Source organism: Myxococcales bacterium (assembly GCA_016716835.1).
Lineage (GTDB): Bacteria > Myxococcota_A > Polyangia > Haliangiales > Haliangiaceae > JADJUW01.
The window spans coordinates 478,300-499,223 of record JADJUW010000002.1 but is presented as its reverse complement, the minus strand read 5'-3'; the positions used below and the strand labels follow the sequence as shown (position 1 = coordinate 499,223).

General features: G+C 65.6%; 13 protein-coding genes. 3 read left to right on the top strand and 10 right to left on the bottom strand.

Annotated features, from left to right (window positions below; all coding sequences use genetic code 11):
- Positions 1–23: 23 nt before the first annotated feature.
- Genes recD through IPL79_16950 form a run of 5 tightly spaced genes read right to left on the bottom strand, consistent with a single transcriptional unit; the run spans position 24 to position 10,742 of the window.
- Positions 24–2,072 carry an exodeoxyribonuclease V subunit alpha gene (gene recD / locus IPL79_16970; GenBank protein MBK9072670.1) on the bottom strand — a complete coding sequence of 683 codons (2,049 nt, stop codon included), beginning with the start codon at positions 2,070–2,072 and terminating at the stop codon, positions 24–26.
- Positions 2,066–5,104: a UvrD-helicase domain-containing protein gene (locus IPL79_16965; GenBank protein MBK9072669.1), complete on the bottom strand. Its 3,039-nt coding sequence runs from the start codon at positions 5,102–5,104 to the stop codon at positions 2,066–2,068. The genes recD and IPL79_16965 overlap by 7 nt, the downstream gene beginning before the upstream one ends.
- Positions 5,094–8,522 carry an exodeoxyribonuclease V subunit gamma gene (locus IPL79_16960; GenBank protein MBK9072668.1) on the bottom strand — a complete coding sequence of 1,143 codons (3,429 nt, stop codon included), beginning with the start codon at positions 8,520–8,522 and terminating at the stop codon, positions 5,094–5,096. Before IPL79_16960 ends, IPL79_16965 begins: the two co-directional genes overlap by 11 nt.
- Positions 8,523–8,548: 26 nt before the next feature.
- Complete coding sequence (locus IPL79_16955; protein ID MBK9072667.1) at positions 8,549–9,490, bottom strand: diacylglycerol kinase family lipid kinase; 942 nt, start codon at positions 9,488–9,490, stop codon at positions 8,549–8,551.
- A 28-nt stretch (positions 9,491–9,518) separates the two neighbouring features.
- On the bottom strand, positions 9,519–10,742 hold the full coding sequence (locus tag IPL79_16950; protein MBK9072666.1) for a hypothetical protein: 1,224 nt from the start codon (positions 10,740–10,742) through the stop codon (positions 9,519–9,521).
- Between the two features lie 145 nt (positions 10,743–10,887).
- On the opposite strand from IPL79_16950, the gene IPL79_16945 reads away from it, so the two are divergent.
- Positions 10,888–11,688: an MBL fold metallo-hydrolase gene (locus IPL79_16945; GenBank protein MBK9072665.1), complete on the top strand. Its 801-nt coding sequence runs from the start codon at positions 10,888–10,890 to the stop codon at positions 11,686–11,688.
- Here IPL79_16945 and IPL79_16940 read toward each other — a convergent pair.
- A complete protein-coding gene (locus IPL79_16940; GenBank protein MBK9072664.1) occupies positions 11,685–12,812 on the bottom strand; it encodes a (Fe-S)-binding protein in 1,128 nt (375 codons plus the stop codon). The two genes, IPL79_16945 and IPL79_16940, sit on opposite strands and share 4 nt — an antisense overlap.
- On the opposite strand from IPL79_16940, the gene IPL79_16935 reads away from it, so the two are divergent.
- Both IPL79_16935 and IPL79_16930 read left to right on the top strand, forming a co-directional pair.
- Positions 12,784–13,647, top strand: a complete 864-nt coding sequence (locus tag IPL79_16935) for a methyltransferase (protein ID MBK9072663.1) — start codon at positions 12,784–12,786, stop codon at positions 13,645–13,647. The two genes, IPL79_16940 and IPL79_16935, sit on opposite strands and share 29 nt — an antisense overlap.
- Before the next feature lie 169 nt (positions 13,648–13,816).
- On the top strand, positions 13,817–14,698 hold the full coding sequence (locus IPL79_16930) for a hypothetical protein (GenBank protein MBK9072662.1): 882 nt from the start codon (positions 13,817–13,819) through the stop codon (positions 14,696–14,698).
- A 23-nt stretch (positions 14,699–14,721) separates the two neighbouring features.
- Here the strand turns inward: IPL79_16930 and IPL79_16925 are convergent, their stop codons facing one another.
- The 4 genes from IPL79_16925 to IPL79_16910 all read right to left on the bottom strand — a co-directional run bounded on the left by IPL79_16925 (position 14,722) and on the right by IPL79_16910 (position 20,836).
- Positions 14,722–16,719 carry an aconitate hydratase gene (locus IPL79_16925; protein ID MBK9072661.1) on the bottom strand — a complete coding sequence of 666 codons (1,998 nt, stop codon included), beginning with the start codon at positions 16,717–16,719 and terminating at the stop codon, positions 14,722–14,724.
- 27 nt (positions 16,720–16,746) lie between these two features.
- A complete protein-coding gene (locus IPL79_16920; protein MBK9072660.1) occupies positions 16,747–17,544 on the bottom strand; it encodes a sulfite exporter TauE/SafE family protein in 798 nt (265 codons plus the stop codon).
- Positions 17,545–17,552: 8 nt separating this feature from the next.
- Positions 17,553–19,115, bottom strand: coding sequence for a hypothetical protein (locus IPL79_16915; protein ID MBK9072659.1), 1,563 nt, complete (start codon positions 19,113–19,115; stop codon positions 17,553–17,555).
- A gap of 134 nt (positions 19,116–19,249) precedes the next feature.
- Entirely contained in the window at positions 19,250–20,836 is a 1,587-nt protein-coding gene (locus tag IPL79_16910; protein ID MBK9072658.1) for a tetratricopeptide repeat protein, read from the bottom strand.
- Between the last annotated feature and the right edge of the window lie 88 nt (positions 20,837–20,924).

The window sequence follows — 20,924 nt, the reverse complement described above, 5'->3', positions numbered from 1 at the left end:
CGAGAGTGACCCTAGATCGACGCTCAGCGCCGGCGCACGAGGGTTTGTGGCGCGATGAGCGTAACGGGCTTGTTCGACGCAGCGACCGGATCGATCGACGTGCTGCCGCAAGCGACGCAGGCGCCGTTGAGGAGCAGCTCGTGCGGGCACGATGCTTCGATGGCGGCGAGCAGGCCGGTCTCGCGACTAGTGGCTTGCGCTAACGCGCGTGACAGGGCGTCGGGCGTCGCGACGATAACGGCCGAGCGCCGAGCGCGGGTGAGCGCGGTGTAGACCAGCTCGCGCGTTGCGACCGGCGAAGGCTCAGCGGGCAGCACCAGCATGATGCCGTCGTATTCTGAGCCTTGCGCCTTGTGCGTGGTGAGCGCCCAATCGAGTTCCATGTGGCCGCGCACGGCGTCGAGCGCAAAGGGCACGTAGGCGTCGCCGACGGGAAACACCGCGGCATAGCGTTGCTCGCCGCTGCCGTCGCGCACCCGCACCACGACGCCGGCGTCGCCGTTGTAGAGCCCGAGCTCATAGTTGTTGGTGGCAAATAGCACGGGTTCGCCGGGCAAGAACTCGGCAGCGCGCTGAGCGCCCCACGGCTCGCCGCCTGGTGACGTTGTTAGCAAGCGCATGCGCTCGTGCAAGCGCGCGTTGATGCTGAGCGCGCCAAGTGCGCCGCCGCGCGTCGCGGTGAGAATGCGCGAGCCATCCAGGCCCGCGAACAATGAAGTCAACGCCGCGACATCGCCGTCGCCCCAGGCCGCGGCGTCGTAGGCGTATTCGCGCCGCGCCAAGCCAACCAAGCCTGAAAACGAAGCTTGCAGGCGCATCCACCACGCGTCGCAGGCGGCGAGCGCGGGCGCCGTATCGTCGCTTGTCTGTACCCATTCGGCGCCGGCCCACGCGAGCTCGGCGATCTTGCGTTGCGGCAAGTCTGCGATTGCACCAGCATTGCCGCTGCGAATTGCCTGCGCCGCGCGATACACCTGGCTGCCGTGAGGATCGGCCGGATTCATGCGGAAGCTCTTGGTCAGCGATACAACCAGCGGCGACTCGCCTGCCGACGCGGCGGCAACCTGGGCGCCCCAGCGGCAGATATCGGCAAAACACCGCCCTGCCCCGACCGACGGCAATTGATCGACATCGCCTAGCAACACCAGCGAGGTGGTGTCACCGAGGCTACGCACCAGCCGCTCCATCATGACGCCATCGATCATGGAGGCCTCGTCGACGACGACGAGATCGTAAGGTAGTGGCTCGTCTTCGCCGTGGCGAAACGTTTGGCGCGCGACCTGAAACCCGAGCAAACGATGCAGCGTTTGTGCGGCCGGCGGCTGTTCGCAGAGCAGCTCATCGCTCGCCAGACGCGGCGATAGGCGCGCCAATTGCGCAGCAATGACGGTTTGCATGCGGTTGGCGGCCTTGCCGGTCGGGGCCGCCAGCGCGACTCGGCTGACGCCATTGGCGGCCCAGGTGCGCAACATAGCCGTGATGATGGCGGTCTTGCCGGTGCCGGGCCCACCGCTGATCGCGAGCAGCGGCCGCCGCAACGCGAGCGCCACCGCCGCTGCTTGTTCGTCCGACAGCGCAAACTCGCCGCCGCGTATGATCGCCTGCCACGCCGGTGACGTGGCATCGAGTGTGCCATCGCGATCGGCGCGCTGACGCTGCTGCAGCAAACGTGCGCCAAGGCTCGCCTCTAGCCAATGGTTGCGCTGCGCATAGAGATAACCGCCGGCGACGACAAATGGGCGTCGCGCGCTCGCGCCCTCGTGGCTGACCAGCGTGCGCTGCGCCCGCGTGGCATACGCAACGGCCGCTGCAATCGCGGCATTCACGGCCGCAGGCAAGCCATGCTCGCGCGCGCCAAAGATTGCTTGCCGCACCGCCTGCTCGCTCAGCGGCTGTCGCGTGTGTCCCGATCGCTGCGCCAGCAGCACGGCCAACGCCAAGCACGCCGCCGCGGGTTGATCTGTGTCTTCTGGCTCAAGGCGAGCAAGTTCACACGCGAGCGTGACGCTAGCACCGTCGAGCTCATAACCAGCGAGCGCGGCCTCAAAAGGCGACAAGGGAGCTTTTACCACGCGGCCTCCAATTGCTGCGCCAGCCGAGCTTGCCACTGCGTTACCTCGCGCCAGCTCGGCGTCTCCGCGACAAACAGCCCGCTGCGCAAAAACAAAAAGCCGATGCCGCCAAACCGCTGTGCAAAAGTCGCCTCGTCACTGACACGCGCGAGACGCAGCATGGCCAAGGTGTAAATCATTTTCTGCCAGCCGTAGTGAGTCGCAACATGCGACGCGGCGGCGGGCAGATCCGCGCCAGCGGCGACATCGCTCTTGTAGTCGATCACCCACAGGCGCCCCTCGACTTCGCATAAGACGTCGAGCACACCGACCATCATATCGGAGCGCGCGGCCGCAGGCTGCAAGGGCGTCATAAACGCCAGCTCGCGCGCGAGCTTGTCGGCGCGCGCAAGCGGGGTTGGCGCCCTGCCAAGCGCGAGCGGCTGCATGAGCGCGTTAAACGCGAGGCGCAGCGCCTGCGCATGATGTGCCGACGCGAGGCCAAATTCGCCGCTCGCGGTGGCGAGGCCCGCCTGCGTCGCCGATGCGTCGGCCCACGCCTCGAAGGCCTCATCGCGCGCGGGCAACGGCGCCAGCTCGAGCAGCCGATGCAAGAACAGGCCCGTCTCGCGACCCGCGGGCAACGCGTCTGCGGGCAGCGGCGACATCACGGGCGAATCGTCCTCGCCAACTTCATCTCCCAAATGTCGCGTGGCTTCACCCGTCTCGGCGCTCGCCGCCGCTAGATCGTCGCGCCACTTGAGCGACGAATACGACACCACCTTGATGCCGCGTGCGTGGCCTTGCCATGAGCGCGTCGGCGCCAAATCAACCAGGGGCGGTGGCTCAGCGAGCACGGCGTCGTTGGTAACTGCTTTCGGCGCTGAGGCCGCCATATCAGCTGGCGGAGGCAAGGCCATGACCTCGCATTGCGCGTCGCCAAGCCTTGCCGCCTCCAGGCTGCGCCAGATCGGCATGTAGAAGTGGTCATTGACCAAGCCGCCGGTTTTAAGCCGCATGGGCCCCAGCACATAGGTGCGCACCTTGGCCCGCGTCAACGCCACATATGCCAAGCGTTCGCTTTCCTGCTTCGCACTGAGCGCCGCTAGCGCCTTGCCCTCGCCATCGCCGGCATCTTTGCGCGCCAACGTAAACCACAGCTGCGCGTCGCGCTCGAATGGCACGATGCCGCGAGCCGCCTTGGCCGCGCGCTGAAATGACAGCACCATGACAACCGGCGCCTCGAGGCCCTTGGCGGTGTGGCACGTCATCAGGCGTACCGCTTCGCCATCGAGATCGATGCGCAGGCCATGTGCGCTCTCGGTGTCTTCGTCGTCGTCGCACAACGTGACGACGTGCGCCGCGAGCTCCGCGATGCCGAAAGGGCCGCTCGCGACAAACTCGAGACACGCCTCAATTAGCTGACGCAAGTTGGCCACCGCGCGGGTGCCTCCTTCGCCGATGATCAGCCGCTCGGTTACCTTGGACGTCGCCAAGATGTCGCTAAACATATCGGCAAAGCGCCGCCGCCGCGCCAGGGAGCTCCACCTCGCCAACCAACCAGCGCACGGATCGCGCTCGTCGACGAGGTAGACGTCGCCCGGCGGAATAAACATGGTGCGCAGCGCGCGCAACATGGCGCTGCGATCGCGAGGCGAGGCGATTGCCGTTAGCAAGGTGGCCAGCGCCGCGGCCTCCGGCGTGCTAAAAACCGATTGCCGGCCGCGGATCGACACCGGGATGCCCGCCTCGCGCAGCTGCGCCGCGGTCTCGGCAAGAATGCGATTGTTTGGCGCCAAGATCATGATGTCTGAGTATCGCAGCGCGCGCTCGCTGGTGCCGTCACGCAACCGTGGCGCTGCGTCGGTGGGGTCTGCCGCCGCGTCGCCTCGCCCGCACAACCACGAAATCTCGCGCACCACCGCGCCGAGGGCTTGTGTTTTGCGCACGTCCCAGTCGTCGGTATTCCATAGCACCAAGGGCGAGAGCGCGCGGCCTTGCGCATACAAGCCCACGGTGGCGTCGGCCTTGGCGGCTACCGGCGCATAGTCGAGATGCGAAAAAAAGCCGCTAGCAAACAATTGATTGTAGGCCGCGACGGCCGCCTTCGACGATCGATAGTTGTCGGCTAGCGGCAACGTCACGCCGCCTGCTTCGCGCAAGGCATGGCACGCCTGCTGATAGACTGCGAGGTTGGCGCCGCGAAAGCCATAGATCGCCTGCTTAGGATCGCCAACCACGGTGAGTCCGCAAGCGCCTGGGTGCATCCAGATCGCGGAGAGGATGCGCCACTGCAGCGCATCGGTATCCTGAAATTCGTCGATTAACGCCCATGGCGTGGCGGCGCGAATCGCGGCCGCAACCACGCCATCGGCAGCCCCAACCAAATCGGCGGCGCCGCGCAGCAAATCTTGAAAATCGAACCACCGTCCGCGCATTTTGACGGCTTCGATCTCTTCGAGCATCGGCGGCAACAGCGTCGCCACCAGGGCATCAAGCCCGCCAGTGGTAATGATCGCCTGCCTGCGCCCTTCGAGCGCCGCGGCGCAGGCTCGCCCGACCAGCGCTTGCAGATCGTCCGCATCGTGCTGGCAGACCCAAGCCGCCAGGGCCTCATCGTCGCGCAGCAACCGCCGCAACACCACGGGAAACGCGTGGGCGACGATTTGCCGAATATCGGCGTTGGTGTTGTCAGCGCTGACAAAACCCGGTTGGTGCTTGCGCAGCACGCGCTGGCAAAATCCATGAATGGTACTGATCGCCGCGCGATCGAAATCGCGATAGGCGGCGTGCAAGCGCTCCCCGGCCTCCGACGTCGGCGCCGCCTGCTCAAGCAAATCGGCGAGCAAATTGCGTATGCGCCCGCGCAGCTCGGCGGTGGCCTTTTCAGTAAACGTCACCACCACGACCTGATCGACGCGCGCGCCGTCGTGCACGATGAGATCGATGAACTTGCGCTCGAGGAAATATGTCTTGCCGGTGCCCGCGGCCGCCTCGACGACGACGAAGCGGTGGCGCGAGGCCACGACGATCGGTAGTGTCTCAGGAGGCATCGCCGCCTCCTTTTACTTTTTTGCCGCCTTTGGCCGTGGGCTTGCCCTGGACGCTAGCGTCCGCTTTGGGCTTGGCAGGGGCTTTGTCGGCCGCCGCTTTCTTGCGCGTGGTTTCGGTGCACGCCGTCCACTGCGTCGCCGTCAGCAGCGGGGCATAGCGCCTCGCCACCAAGTCAGCCAAGTCCGCGGGCGGACCAAATTCGCTGTCGTCGAGAAACTCTGCGGCGTACTTTGGTGGCTCCTCCACCGGCGTTAGCGGCTTTTTTAAATCGATGCGATACGCATGTGCCGCACCCAACAATTCTTCGAGTAGGCGCCGCAGATAGCCTTGCGCGGCGCCCTGGGTCCACGTCGGCAGCGCCGCGGTTTGAAACCACACCGCAGTTTCGAGGCCAAGATCCGCCAACGCCGGCCGCAGCAGCATCGTCGCCTCGACGTGAGGGTTGCTGCTGACGCCCGCAGCCGCGCATACCACGCGATCCAGTCCCAATCGCAACCACGCCCGCAGGTCATCAGGTTCGGCCTTGGTGTGCAGCAACGTAGCGCCCGCATGCTCGCCGACGCATTCCGACGTGCCGACTATTTCAAGCTGATGCGCCGTGCCCGCCACGTTGAGATCAAGCCGCAACGCCGCCGGCAACATGCCCGCTTGGGCCGTCGCCATAGCCGCGCCGAAGCGCCACCGCCGCACGCTCTGCTCGGCGCGCAACTGCGGCAGCGCCAACCACCGTTCTAGATAACTCGCCCACTGCGCGGCCTGCGCCGCGCCGAGGCGCGCCAAGGGCCATTGGCCCGTGAGCTGGCGTTTGGCAATTGCCGCGGCAAGCGCGTCGTCGATCGCCTGGCGCGAAAAGCGCCGTGCCTGCCAACACGCCACCAAGGCCTCGCGCACCGCGACCGCTGCATCGAGTCCGCTGGCGCGAAATGCCTCGGTATCGGCAACATGCGCGGCAAGCGGCGCTTCCTCTTGTTGCGCCAGGCCCAGCGCCACTTGCGCCCAGCCGTCGGCCGGCCGCTCGAGAAACTTTCGCAGCGACGAGATCGAGATTTTTTGCGGCAGCCGCGGCGGGCTTGGCACACGCGCAACCATGCCAAATACGTCGCGCCACGCCGACGCCGGCGGCAGCGAGGGCAGCCGCGCCGGTGCCGCAAACGCGCGTGCGCTTGCAACCGACGCAGCTCCTGGCAGCATCGCGTCGTCCCACGCATACAGCGGATGTGTCACGGTGAGCGCCGCGAGCGCGTCACTCACGCCCACGCCCGGCACCAAGGTTCGCGCCAGCTCGGCAAGCACTGGCGAGGGCTCAAGCGGCGTGCCATCGCTTGGCGCGCGCGCGAGATAACATAGATCGGCGGTTGCCCGCGTTGCCAAGAGCGTATCGAAAAAAGCCTGGCGATCGCGCTCGTGTGTCGTTACGTCGCCGCGCCGGCGTAGGGCGCGCAGATCGAGCGGGCTGGTCTGCGAGGGCTGCGGAAAGGCCTGATCCGCCAATCCCACCACGGCGACGTGGCGAAACGGCAACGGCCTCATCGTCGACAGCAAGCCGACGTAAATGCCATCGCAAAAGAGCCTTGCGGCGTGCACGGCGCCGCCCTGCTTCGTCGCGCTGGCGAGCCGCAGTGCAAACTCGGCGACATCGACGTCGCGATCATCAAAATCCGTTGCGCGCAGCGTCTCGAGCGCCGCGTGCACCGCAAGCCGGTCGCGCGTCACCTCTTCGGATTTACCTGCGCCATACTTGTCGGCGAGTTGCCACACGCGATCGCACCACCGCGCCAGAGGCATGGCGGCCGTCGCCAACGTTTGGCGATCGTCGAGGACCCGCCGAGCCGCCGCAATAAACTCAGCCGCAACCTCGGGCGAACTCGTCGCCCAATCCGCCGGGAGCCACGCCGCATCGTTGACATCCGCCGCGCGCAAGTCGCCCAGCGCAGGGCCCGACATAAACGCCGCAAGCGACAACCGTGCCAAGCCTTGGTCCCAATGCCCCGCGCCGCTGCCCTCTAAATACGTCTCAGCTACATCGGCGTTGTCTACCCCGACAAAAATACCCAAGCGCTCTGCCAATTCCGGCCACGCCAAGCGCTGCTCCGAAGTTGCCAGCGTAAGGCCTTCATGGCACATGACGGCCAGGAGCGACGACTTTGTCACCGGCGCTTGCGCGAGCTGCAGCAGCTGCACGAGCCCGTCCGCCATCGCCCTTCCCTCGGCAGGCGTGCCGTCCGCGACGACCATAGGCACCCCGCCGCGCGTCGCGAACACGAACGGCGCCAAGGCGAGATATTGCTGGGCATTAGCCCCCGCGATGAGCAAGGCGACGTCGGTCAGCGCGCAGCCTTCATCGGCCGCCAGGCGCGCCAGCAAGCCATCGAGCGCGACCTCGAGTTCGCGCAGCGGTGAGGGGCAGGCGTGCAGCTGCAGGCTGCCGTCGAGCGTGACCGCCGACATCGGCGTCTCGCTGCTTGGGGCCAAGATGCGTTGCTGCCAACGCAGAAACGCATTGTCCAGCGTCGCCGTCGGCAGCGCGAAAATGCCATCGACCTCATCGGCATGCTCGAGCAACCACGCGAGCGTGTCGCGCACCGGCGTCGCCCACAGGCGCAGGCTCGCACCCGCCGCCTCGTCGGGCGCAAACGCGCGCTGTTTGGCAAATTCACCGGTGCGGCGTGGCGTGTCGAGCCAATAATCGGCGCTGGGATTGAGCTGATACATGGTCACCGGCCGATGCATCGAGATAATCTTTAGCGTTTCCAGATCCGAAACCGCGAGATAGGAAAAGCCGATCACATGCAGCGGCGATGTCTCGACAGAAATCGCCTTATGACGCTTGGCAACGGCGCGCAACGCGCGCGGCGCCATCACGGGCAACACATCGCCGCCGCGCGCGCGCAGCCCGCGTTGCGCGCGCGCCATGATCGCGCGATAGAGCCGCGGCTGCCACGCCAGTGCCTCCGTCGTCGCATCCAGGCCCGCGGCCAAATCGCCATCACCCCAGGCGTCGAGCCAGGCCGGGCGCGTGCGGGCATACTGCAAGAGCAACGACGCCAGCGTCTCCGCCATCTCGACGCGGCGACGCGAAGCGATCCGGCCATCGCCATCCAGGCGCAGCGCCCCAGCCAGCGCGGCATCCTGCGCGAGTTCGCTCGCGATGAGCGAGGTCAGCGCGGTGCGCGACAAGGGCGCCAGCGGCAGCGAGGCCTGCGCCATCGCGGTTTGCAACGCGAACTTGTCAAGCAGCGACGTCGTGACGCCCGCCACGCCGCCGTGTTGCTGCGCCAGCCGCAGCATGAGCCACCGTCCGACGATGGGATGCGACACGACGATCTCGGTCTTGGCAAAGGGATCGCCATGCGGCATCGCCTCGCCGAGCACCGCGGTCAGCAGCTCAAGCGAATTGGCATAGATGACGCGTAGCATGAGGGTCTATGAGCACCAGGTTACGGCTACGGTACGACAACCTTGAGCGCCTGCGCCACCACCGCAAAGCGCGCCGGCAATTGCCCATCGCCCTCACCGTCGATATCGAGCGCCAACACCTGTCCGGGGCTGACCGGCTCGGCCTCCACCACGCGCGCCCGCCGCGACGCCGCCTTCTTGTGCTGCAAATGCGTGCCCGCGTAAATCTTCGTGGTTAGGCCCAAGGTCTCGCCAAACGATAAATCACCGAGCGTGACGACGTCGAATCTTCCATCATCTAGCTCGGCCGCCGGCGCGATCATCATGCCGCCACCGAAATAGCGACCATTGGCTATCGCGCACACGTTGAGGGTGACGTCGACCGCCGTGGTCTCATCCTCGTCAAAGCGCAGGCGGACGCGCTGGTTTTCGTATTGCATGCTCGCGCGCAGGCTCGCCAACATAAACGTCAGGCGGCCACCTAACTTCTTGCCCGAGTTGTTGACCATTGACACCACCAGGCCCGAAACGCCAAATGAGGCGACGTTGACAAAGATGCGCGACGCGGTGCCGCCCCCGGCGAGGGCGTAGCGCAGCAGCCCGACGTCGAGCGCGCGCGTCTTGCCCGCGGCGAGCACGCGGCAGGCGGCGTCAAATTCTGTGCCGAGGCCAAGCGAACGACGAAAATCGCCGCCCGTGCCGAGCGGCAGGATGGCGAGGCTCGCAGCCGGGTGTTGTGGCGCGCCATCCTTAAAAAAACCATTGGCAACCTCGTTGATGGTGCCGTCGCCGCCGACCGCAACGATGGTCTGCGCGCCCGCCGCCAATGCCTGGCGCGCGAGCTCGGTGGCATGACCCGGCCGCTGCGTGAGATGGGCGTCAAAGGCAACATGGCGCCGCAGCTGCGCCGACAACGCGAACCACTTTTTGCCAAGCCCCCCGCCCTGCGAATGGGGGTTGACGATTACCGCGATTGGTTCGGCCGCCATGCGGCGCAAGTCTACACTAAATGACGGGCTAAGGGTCCACGCGCGGCGGCGGCGGCGACATCCCTAGCACGCGCGGCAAATCGATGCCGCCAATGACGGCGCGATGCTTGTAGACCAGGCGCCGCAACGCGACGCTGAGCCCATTTTCCAGCTTGTCGGAGACGAGGCCCTTTACGATGCCCGCGCGCTTGTCCGCGCGTGCCTCTGCCGTCTGTGGATCGAGGCCGAAAAAGAGCCCGAGGAACGCCTTCTCGATCACCGCCGAATCTCGCGCGGCGCCGGCGAGGAACCAGGTCCTCAGCTCGAGCACATCACCGATGATGCGCACGTCTTGCAGATGCGCCACGGGCTTGCCCTTAGAGATGACTTGAAAGCCTGTGTGCGGTGCGGGGTCTCCGGTGGCATCAAGCCCAAACGAGCGGAGCGTCAGATCCTCGACGCCCAACGCGGCGACTAATTCCTCGGTCCCACTCGCGTCCATAAGCGCCTGCAAGTTGCTGCCCTCGGGCCACTGAAAATCGTTATCCGACTCGAGCTCGATGACGTTGCCTTTAAATAGCAAAATGCCATTGCCAGCGCTCTCGATGATCGATTTTTCTTCCTTAACAAAAAAACTTGCGCGCACGCCAAGCTGATTGGCGAGGGTCATATCGAACGGCGTCGAGCGGCCGCTCGTCGCGCCACCAAACATGCCGCCTGCGACCGACGAGAGCGTCTCGGCGATATTGGGGTCGAGCGAGGGGTTGTAGCCTAGCTTAGCCATGCGGGTACCAGCGATGGCGCTGGCAACGCCGTCCTGCAGCGAATCCTTGATGACGGTCTGCCAGTCCCACCCGACATCGCTGGTCGAGAACGTGACGGCAACCTCGCCGGTGGCAAAATCGTACTCGACGCGCGTGAGCCCCTCATTGATGGGACCCAAGACGTCGATCACGAGCGGCGCGACAATAGTTAACTTGCGCGGCGTCGCGTTGAACTCGATCTGCGTCTGCATGTCGGTGTAAACATCGACCAAGAGGCTCTCGTAGAGATACGTGTCGCCCGGCACGCTGAAGCGAAAATGTAGCTCGCGAACCTCGAGCCACGCGGGCACGCCGAGGGCCTTGTCGCCGTCGGGATCAACCCATTCGTAGGCCGCCGGATCGCTCGCCGGCGTTAGGCATCCCGCCTGCGCCATCACCGACCACGCGACCATGCGTGGCAGCAGCCGCCGACCGAGCGGCGCATTTGCCAAGGGCTTACCAGCTTCCATGGAGCATGTAATTGCAACGCGTGGGCCACCACCGCAGACGCCTAAGTATTTGGAATTATGGTGCCGCGTCTGGCGCGGACGTCGAGCTGGGGCCCGCCGTCTACACCTCCTAGTCCCGGCCAGCTTCTGTGTTATCAAGCGGGCCATGGCGCGCGTTCACCACCTCAATTGCGGCACGATGCATCCGCCGCTTGGGGCGCTCACCGGCGGCTCGTCGTGGTTTTCCAGGGGCCACATGATCTGTCATTGCTGGCTCATCGAAACCGCACGCGATGGCCTTATCTTGGTCGATACGGGGCTCGGCGATGCGGGGGTGCTGCGCCGCAACTTCCGAGGCAAGAGCTTTGGCATGTTTACCGGCGCGCGCCCCGGAGCCGCTGAGTCGGCGCTGGCCCAAGTCGTCGCGCTTGGCTTTGCCGCCACCGATGTCCGTCACATCGCGCTGACCCATCTCGATCTCGATCACGCGGGTGGCCTCGTTGATTTTCCGTGGGCGACCGTCCACGTTCATGCCGCCGAACTAGCGGCCGCGGAGGCGCGCACCACGCTGCTCGCGCAGAAACGCTATGAGCCCGCGCGCTGGTCGCACGGCGTGACCTGGGCGACGTACGACGATTTCGGCGATCGCTGGATGGAGCTGCCAGCGGTCTCACGGCTGCGCGGCGTTGAGGCCGACGTAGCGCTCGTACCCTTGATCGGGCATACGCGAGGCCACTCCGCCGTCGTCGTGCAAGGCGACGCCGGTTGGCTCATGCACGCTGGCGACGCCATCTATCACGCGAGCGAGCTAGGCGACGGCTCCGCCACGCCGTGGGGCATTCGCGTGCTCGCCAGCGTGCTGCAAACCGATCGCGCGGCACGCCTGGCCTCGGTCGACGTGCTCCGGCACTTAGCCGCGCAAGGCATTGCGATCAACAGCGCCCACGATCCAAAGCAGCTGCCTTAGGGCTTGACCGCCGGTTTGCCAAGGGTTTGCAGGGCCTCGGGCAGATCGAGCACCGTGACGCCGGGCGGCGCATTGCGGTGCAGCTGAAACGCGCACGTAGCGCACGACGTGACCACCGTGCCGCCGCCAGCGCGCGACACCTCTTCCAGGCGGTGCTTGGCCATGGCATCGGCGACCTCCGGCATGGTCTTGGGCAAGAGGCCCGCACCGCCGCAACACTCGGCGTCGCCACCGCTCCACGCAAACTCACGTACCTCGGCCACTTGCCGCAATAAGGTGCGTGGCTCGTCCATGACCTTGTTGTAACGCGCGTGGTAACAAGGATCGTGATAGTAGACGGTTGGCTTGGCGGGGGCAGGCGCCTCCTCCAAGGAGGCGGCGCCCGTGGCGCTCCCAGGTGAGGGCACTATGCGCCGGGCCAAGAACTCGGCCATCGAAATAAGCTCGCTGGGCAGCACCACGCCGGCCGCCTTGTAGTCGTGGCGCAAGGTGTGCAAACACGCGGAGCAGTGGATGACAAGGGTTTCGGTGCCGCGCAGCGCATCGCCGACCTTGCGCGCATGCCAGCGAAATTCGTCGACGAGGCCGGCGGCGAGCAGCGGATATCCCGCGCAAGCCTCACTGATCGCCAGCGTCTCGATACCCAGGCCGTGCTCGTCCGCCAATTCTTCAAACGCGGTCACCGCGGCGGCGCCCTTATCAACCGCATCACACCCGGGCCAAAACGCAACGCGAGCTTCGCGCTGCGTGCCGCCTTTTTTCCCTTGCGCCGCGGCAAGGCGATGGCTGCGCGCGAGAAAGCGTTCGTGATAACCATCGAGCGCTGCCGGGGCCGCGCCCGCCGCCGCCGCGAGTTGCCTCCCGCGCAGCAAGTCAAGGCCCGGCTTGATATCGTGATCGCAATAGTCGGTGCAATGACCGCAGCCCGTGCACGCCCATAGGGCATTGGCATTTTCCTCGCTCCAAGACAAGTGCTCGCGCAAGAGCCCGCCAAGTGCTTCCATCTTGGCCTGCGGAATAAACGTCTCGCGCCCGGTGGCGGTGGCTACCGGACAGGCATGGCGGCACATTTTGGGGCAATAGGTACAGGTCGCCGTGCTCGCTGCCAAATCGTCGGGTGCCACGCTGCGATACTACCCCGCCGCTGCCCGAGCCACCAACTCGCGCGTGCTAAACCTTGGCGAGATGACGGACGCCCTGCCCGACTTGACGCCATATGGCGAGCTAACCGCGGACCGGCTGACACGCGACGTGACGCTGCTGCAGCGCAAAAAGGGGCACAGGTTCTCGTCCGACGACGTCATCACCGCGTATGTCGCGTTTCATGCGGCGCCGACGGCCGCGACGGTCTTGGATTTGGGCTGCGGCATCGGCTCGGTGCTGCTGCATCTGGCGTGGTCTCTGCCGCAAGCGATCATGGTTGGCATTGAGGCCCAAGCCGTGTCGTTTGCCCTGCTCCAGCACAACGTCGCGCGCAATCAGCTCGCCGCGCGCGTGACCACGTGGCACGGCGACCTGCGCGACGAGGCCTTGCGATCGCACATTAACGGGACGTTCGATTTAGTCACGGGCACGCCGCCCTATTTTCCGCCAGAAGCGGCGCTCGACGCCATGGATGAGCAGCGAGCCTTTGCGCGCATCGAATATCGCGGCGGCGTCGAGGCCTATATCGCGGCGGGTGCGCGCTATCTCGCGCCGCACGGCACCTTGGTCGTCTGCGGCGACGCGCGCACCGACGATCGCGTCGCGGCGGCAGCGGCCCTCGCCGCGCTTTGCGTTGTCGCACGCACCGATGTCATCGCGCATGCACCGAAGCCACCGCTATTTTCGGTGTGGACGTTGCGCCACGCGGACGCCGCGGTTGCCAACGGCTGCATCGTCTCCTCGCTCACGCTGCGCGATGCCGACGCCAGCGTCGCGCCCGACGCCGCGCGGCTTAAGGCGTTCTCCGGTTTCTAGCCACATCGCCGCGTCCGACGCCATGTCCAACAACTTCCCCGGGGCCTGATGACCCCGTCGTCCCCGGCTAGTGGGGTTGCGGCGGCCGGTCCGGAACGCATGCCCGCGGCCAACGGTCGCGCTCGCTATGCCGCCGACCTTGGCTTCATCTTTGCACATACCAGCTCCGATGCTGCCCCGTTCGCTTCACCCACGTTTTCCCGCGGCGCTGCTGCTCGCGCTGTTGGCCGCGCTCTTTTTTGTTCATCCAAGCGAGGCCAACCGCAAGGTTGCCAAGAAAGCCTCCACCTCGCAGGCCAGTTATGCGCCGGTGCTGGTTGGGCCTCGCAGCGATCCGCGCAAGGCCTTGGCCAAGCGGCAGCTAACCTCCAAGCGCACGCCGCATCGCACCGCGCTGCTCGCCCGCAAGCCCTCGGCGCTGGTCATCGGCGTCATGGGCGGCGCTGGCGCCGTAACACCACCGAACATCGCCGAAAAGGTCGCCCACCTCGGGGCGGCCATCGCGTCGCAGTTGGGCATCGTGCTCACCGGCGCCGCGCCTGGCCTGCCCGACATCGCCGCGACCGCGGCCAAGGCCAAGGGCGCCTATACGATTGGCATCTCGCCGTATCGCACGATGTTGCAACACAAGCGCGCCAAGGCGCCGGTGAACTTTGACGTCATCAAGCTCACTAGCCATCCAGCATTACACGGCCAAGATCGCCCTAACTATATGGGCCGCGAGATCGACAATATCGAACACTCCGACGCCATCGTAATTGTTGGCGGTCGCTTTGGCACCTTAGGCGAATTCGCCATCGCCGCCGACGAACGTCGCCCGATTGGCGTGCTCACCGGCTCCGGGGGCATCGCCGATACGATCAAACAAATCGTCGAGGCCTCGACCAAGGCGGGCAAGCCGCCTGGCGCGCCAATCATCTACGATTCAAATCCGAAGCGCTTGATCACGCGCCTCATTAAGGCCACCCGCGCCTTCCAGGCCAGCGGCGAAAGCGGTCCGCTCGGCGACGGCGATAAGGCTAAGCAGGTCAAGCTGCCGGGGAATCTCTAGCGCTAACGCGCGGCCCGCGCAGGCTACGGCTTGGCTGGTGGCGCGATCACGATCTCGCCCGCGATCGCCGACGCGGCCACTGTAAGCGGCGATGCCAGGTACAGCGAGCCCGGGCCCGAGCGCCCCTTGTAGTTGCGATTGATCGCGGAGACGGTGACCTGCGCGCCGTTATCAGAGACGCCCGGCCCACAGCCGATGCAGGCACCGCAACCGGGCTTGATCACGGTGACGCCCATGCGCTCAAAGAGCGCGACATAGCCGCGCTCGGTGGCGTACTGCTCAACATCGGCCGAGCCAAACTGAATGTAAAACGTCACGCCCTCCGCAATGCGCTGCCCGGCGGTCTCGGCCGCTGCTAGCACCTGGGCATAATAGTCCATGTCATCGCGCTTGCCCGCGGTGCACGAGCCGCCATACGCGATATCGATCTTCACCCGGCCCAGGTCCGCGATCGCCGCGCCATTTTTTGGGTCTGACGCTACGCCGCGATCGGGGTCGCCCGGCGTCGCCACCATGGGCACGATGGCCGCCAGCTCGATCACATGGACGCCGCCGGCGTGGGTCGCGCCGGCGTCGGGCGTGACGACCTTGGTCCGCAATTCGGACATCAGCGCCGCGCGTGCCGCGGCGTCGCCATTGCCCGCGCCTACGCGATGGCCGGCGATCCACGCCAGCATGACGTCATCGACCTCCATCACCGCGCCGCGCGCCGAGCACTCGGTCGCCATGTTGGCCAGCGTCGCGCGTTCATCAGGCGACAGCGAAAATAGCCCATCGCCGCCAAACTCCATGACGCGATTAAGCGTCTCTTCGCGCGTCGCATAGGTGGCCAAGATGTGCAACATGACGTCTTTCGCCGTAACGCCAGGAGCGAGCCGGCCGGTTAGCTCGAAGCGAATCGACTCCGGCACAGCCATCGGCGTAAAGCCCCAATAGGCGAGCGCGGCATACTCCGTCGTGCCAACGCCCCACGCCAGCGCACCCGAGGCGCCGCCCATGCAGGTGTGGCTGTCGGTGGCCTGGATAAAATCGCCCGGATCAATAAATTGCTCGCGCGCTACCTGATGGCAGATGCCCGGCGAGACGCCGCCCTCCGCACAGAAATTGCGTACGCCGGTGTGCGCCGCGAACGCGCGCTGCTCGCGCCTCAAGCGCTCGATCTTGTCGGCAAAGGGCGCCATCGCCGGCACGCCGGTGGCGTAGATAAGGTGATCCTCGAATACCGCGAATTTATGCGGCGCGGGCAGCTGATAGGCCTCGCCGTATTCCCCACGCAAAAAGTGATGCACCTGTGCGGTGGTGAATTCATGCGAATAGCCGCCGTCGACGCGCACCAGCACGGCGTCGCCTGGCTTTAAAAATTCGCCTTGCCCTGGCAGCAACTTCTTGGCGAGAATCTTTTCGGTTAGATTCATCGGCCGCGCCGTGGTGGTGACCTGCGGAATGGACAACTCTTTTGCCGCTAGACGTGCACAAAATGGCAACAGGCCGCCCGCCTCGACGATGAGCTTGGTTATCGCATCCTCGCCGCGCGCAAACTCGTCGAGCGCGATCGCCTCGCCGGCCTCGAGCCGCCGCAACATGTCGTACGTGCCCATGTATTGGCCAATGTTGATATTGTTGCGGGCGTGGATCGGCGCGAAGGACGCCGCCACCGCGAGCCGGCTACCGGCAAATACCTCACATTGGGCGGCGTGCTCGCGGCTAGAGCCGACGCCCTTTTGCACCCCCGATACGATCACCTCGAAATTGCCGAGCGCCAGCGCGCCCTGGCCAAACACCCGCTGCCCCGCGATAACCAGGCCCGCATAGGCATTTTTTGCGATCTCGTGCGGTTCGAAATCAAAGCACACCCACGCCGGCGTCATGGTGTCGGTGTTGATGTTGTCGAGGAGTTCCGACGGATCGAGCTGCGCCATGGTGAGCGTCAGCTCGCCGCGCAATTGGGCGGCGATGCGCGCCGGGTCTTTAGTGAGATACAACACCCGCTTGCCGGGCGTGAGGGAGAAGAAGCCCTTCATGCCCGAGGTGTAGCACGATAATCGAGTTCACCGGGACGCGGTGACTAGCCCGACGATGGCGGCTATGAGCGCCAGGCTCGCCATAGCCAAGACGATTGTATTAAGCGTGCGCTCGCGCTGTGAGACGGCGAGGCGCACCGCCAGGATGGCGCCGAGCGTGCTGCCCACCGCCAAGATGGCGCCATGCCGCCAGGCGACCATGCCGGCCACACCCATCCAGATGAGCGCCACCGCATTTAGCACGAGCATAATCGCGCTGCGGACGCCAAGCGCGTTGACCGTGCTAAGCGCAAAGCCGCGCTGTAACACCGCAAGCAACATAAAGCTGATGCCGACGTGCATGAAGCCGCCATAGGTGCTAGCGAGCATCAAGGCGCCAAGTTGCAGGGCTTGTGGCCACGCCGCTGGCGCCGGCGGTGGCGCCGAGGCGACCGCGCCTTCGATCGCGCGTCCCTGCCACCAACTGCGCGCGAGCAGCCCGACGATCGCGCCGAGGCTCAGCACGACGAGCCAGCCGTACCACGTTGGATCCGTCGCCGCGGCGAGCACGGCTCCCAGCAGCCCACCGGCGACGCCGACGCCAAGCACGATCATCAGCGTAGCCCACGGAATCACGGGCTTGCGATCAACGAACAGGAAGCCATCGAGGCCAATCGCGCTCTGGGCTACCACGCCGACCCTAAACGTTGCGAGCGCGAGCACCGGGTTGCCTAGCATGTGCGCGAGCACCGGAATCGCCAGCGCCCCGCCTGCGCCCGCAAATGTATTCATCGCGCCGCTGACCAAGCCAACGACGAGCAGGACGAAGATTTCGAGGGCGCTCAAGCTTGCGGCTACCGCTTGATCTGCTTCGAAAGATCTTTCACCACGCGCTGCTCGCGACCGGCCTCGACCTGCACGGTAAACGATTCGCGGATGCCGAACTCTTTATTGATGAGCGTGATCTTGTGGCTGCCAACCGGCAGCACCATGTCGCGCTGTGGCGTCACCAGGCCGGTCCGCTTGCCGTTGACCAAGATGTCGCACGGCGGCTTGGCACCGAGCGACAACATGCCCTTGCGCGTGGCGCTCTGGCCTGCCGGTGCCGCCACCACGCTGACTTGGCGCGAATTGCGCGAGCTCGTCGCGACGCGCGAGGTGCGACGTGCGGGTTTCGAAGACGACTTGGCGGGCGCGGGGGCGTCAAGCTCCTTCGTCACTGGTGAGGGCTCAACCGCCGCGGCAAGAGCTGCCACCTCTGGCACCGCCGACGGTTGCCCGACCGACGGTGCGATAGGCTCCAGCGCTACGGCCAATTCGCGTTGCGTTTTGGGATTAAAGGCCTTGGTGACCGGCGCATACCCTTCGCGCCGAAAGGTAATAGCGAGCGCGCCGTCGGCTGGCAACTTGGTGGTCAGCGGCGTCAGCCCCAACTCTCTCGTTGTCGAGCCATCCGCGACTTCAATGATGGCGCCAAGGGGTATCGAGCTAAGCGCGATATCAACCGGGGCTATCCGCGGCGCCTCTGCCGGCGCTGATGCAGGCCCTACGGCGACGACCGCGTCACCCCCGCGCTGCATTGCCAAGAGCGCGCCAAACGCGCCGGCCAACAAGGCCGCCGCACCAACCGCGATCCACGGTGTTGCTCGCCGAAAACGCGCGGGCTCGCGAACAACGCCGGTGCCCGCATGAAGCGACATTTGCGACGACAACGCCTGGGCCGACACCGCCTGAGCTTGCGACGCGGTGGCAGCAGGTAACGAGGTCGATGATGCGGCTGAAGGCACCGACGGCAATTGTTGCCCCGAATGCGCAGGCGCGACCAAGGCGGGGGCCACGATGACGCTCGGGCTGGGCTGCATCATCGGTGACAACACCGGCTCGTGCAGTGGCAACCCGACCGCTGCCGTCACCGGGCGCGTAATGCGGCGCCCGGGATTGGTGTCTTCGGTAAGCGGACGATGCGCCGCCATTTCCTGCAGCCCTTGCTCAACCGAACTTGTGGCCCTGGCTCCAGAGCGGCTTGCCGTGCGTAACGGCGGCGGCGCCAAATTTGTCGGCAGCAGGCGCACCGCCGCAATCATGGATTGATCGACTTCGGTGGTCTTGGCAGTTTCGGGATCGAAGTCGTCGTCATCGACTAATTCGAGATCGTCTTCATGCACGGCCGTGGCTGCGGCCGGGGGAGGCGGTGGCAAGGCTGGCGGCGCTAGCCGGCCAGGGGCGGTCGACAGCGAACTCAGCGGCGGCGCCACCGAGCCGGCCGGAGCGCGGTGGCGCGGCATCGGCGCGGGCGGCATCGCCGGCGTTAACGTCCGCGACGGCTTTGCGGCCTCGCCAAAACTCGCTTCAATGGGCCGCTGCTGCGCGTGCTCAAGGAGGCGCGTAACCACCGAGGATTCTTTGTTATCCGACATATTTCTCCCTACCGTCTCCCGAGCCGCCCACCGTACGAAGATTCGCATGGGCTGTAAAGCAGCAAATCTGCCGCGGCGGCCAAGGGTGGGTTTGAGCGAAATTCACGCCAACCAGACGCTGGCGCGCAGCTCACTTACTTTACGACGAAGGTCAACTTCATTTTGACCAGCGTCGAGCCGGGCATCGAGCGGGTCGGAAACGCCCATGCCTTGGAGGCATCGGTGATGCAAGCCGCGACCGGCTCAAGGCCGGTGCTCGCCGCCGCTGGCGTGGCGCGCACTGCGGCGATCATGCCTTTTTCCGACACGTCAAACTCGGTGACGAGCTCGCCAGACGTCGACGCGTTGGCTAGCAGCGCGCGATCGTAGCAGCCGACAATTTCTGGCGTGTGGATGCCAAAGAGCGGCGTCAGCATATCCTTGGAGTGCGTGCCCTTGCCTTTTGGCAGGCGCGGGCGCGAGTCGGCCAAGGTTTTCTTGTAGCCGGTGACTTGCGCGAGATCGGTGCGGTTTGGAAATTTCGGATAGAGATCGTAGAGCGCATCGGCCGCATCGGCATAGCGTGTGTCATGCGCCGAAACAAAGGCGGCGTGCATGAACGTGCCGACGTTTTTAACTTCGGTGGCGGCGTCATCGATAGTCTTAGGCGGGCAGGCAGGCTTGGCCGTCGCGCATGCACTGGCGGCGGCCTGCAATTGGCCACCCGCCGCGACCACCTCGTCGACGTTCGAGCCGGCGAGCGAGAGCGCGAATTGCTTGAACCTCGCGCCCACGGCGCGTTCGCCACCGTCCTTGGCGATTACGTCGAGCACGCCTGCGGCTTCGCTGCTGCGGCCAGCGCGTTCAAAGGCAACGACGAGGCGATCCATCGCCTTGTCGCGCTCTTCGCCCTTATAGAGGCCAGCAAACAGCTCGACGGCGCGAGCCGCGGTGGCGCCGTTGCGCGCCATCATCACCATGGTTTCGGTGTCGATGACGTCGCTGCCAAAGCGGCGATCCCAGTTCTTGGCGGCGAGTTCGATGGCCGCGACGGCATCGGCCGACTTGCCTTGGCGCCACGCGATCCACGCCGCGAGATAGGCGTCGCGCGCGATGGTGTCAGGCGAGGGCTTGCCCTTGGCGAGCGTGGCCTTGGCTGGCAACGCCGCGGCTTCGTCGATGCGGCCGAGCCGAATCAGCGCCGAGATTTCCCAGATGCGGCCATCAGCGGGCGGCAAGAGCTTGGCCACGGCCAGCGCGGCGGCGTAGTCTTCGACTTGAAAATCAAACGACAGCAGCATCTTCTTGCTGTTTTCATCAAGGCCATTTAGGTCCGCGCCGCCGACGCTGCGCAGCACGGTGCGTGCTTCGTCGAGCAACGGTTTCGCCTCAGGCGCCGACTTGCTCGCTTCATAGAGTTCGGTCGCAAGATACTGCGCTTCGATTTGTTTTTTCTTGGGCGAGGCCTTGGCAAAGGCTTCGCGCGCCTTGTCGAGCGACATAGAAGCGCGACCCGCGACCAGCACCATCGGCGGCAGGCCGAGCGCCTCGGGCTGCCAGATCGAGCCGCGCAGCGGCTTGGTTTGCAATTCGATAATTTCGTCTTGCCCCAGCGCCGAGGTCGACTCGGAACTCTTGATCGGGGTTTCTTTCGGCGCGCACGCAGCGCCCCCAAAAGCGGCCGCCATGACGGCCGCCAGGCCGACGCCAACTACTCCAAAACTGCGCTGTGATGTACTCATAGAAATAGGTCCTCGGCGGCGTTGGTAGCACGTCGTTCGCAGGCCGCCAACGCCTCGCTGCGGTTAGTAGGCGCGTTGGCACGGGTCT

Bases quoted from the DNA above. Each gene is read 5' to 3' on its own strand.
- IPL79_16945 (MBK9072665.1), top strand. From the start codon at position 10,888: ATGGCGCGCGTTCACCACCTCAATTGCGGCACGATGCATCCGCCGCTT.
- IPL79_16930 (MBK9072662.1), top strand. From the start codon at position 13,817: ATGCTGCCCCGTTCGCTTCACCCACGTTTTCCCGCGGCGCTGCTGCTC.
- IPL79_16925 (MBK9072661.1), bottom strand. From the start codon at position 16,719: ATGAAGGGCTTCTTCTCCCTCACGCCCGGCAAGCGGGTGTTGTATCTC.
- IPL79_16965 (MBK9072669.1), bottom strand. From the start codon at position 5,104: ATGCCTCCTGAGACACTACCGATCGTCGTGGCCTCGCGCCACCGCTTC.
- IPL79_16950 (MBK9072666.1), bottom strand. From the start codon at position 10,742: ATGGAAGCTGGTAAGCCCTTGGCAAATGCGCCGCTCGGTCGGCGGCTG.
- IPL79_16960 (MBK9072668.1), bottom strand. From the start codon at position 8,522: ATGCTACGCGTCATCTATGCCAATTCGCTTGAGCTGCTGACCGCGGTG.
- IPL79_16915 (MBK9072659.1), bottom strand. From the start codon at position 19,115: ATGTCGGATAACAAAGAATCCTCGGTGGTTACGCGCCTCCTTGAGCAC.
- IPL79_16955 (MBK9072667.1), bottom strand. From the start codon at position 9,490: ATGGCGGCCGAACCAATCGCGGTAATCGTCAACCCCCATTCGCAGGGC.
- IPL79_16910 (MBK9072658.1), bottom strand. From the start codon at position 20,836: ATGAGTACATCACAGCGCAGTTTTGGAGTAGTTGGCGTCGGCCTGGCG.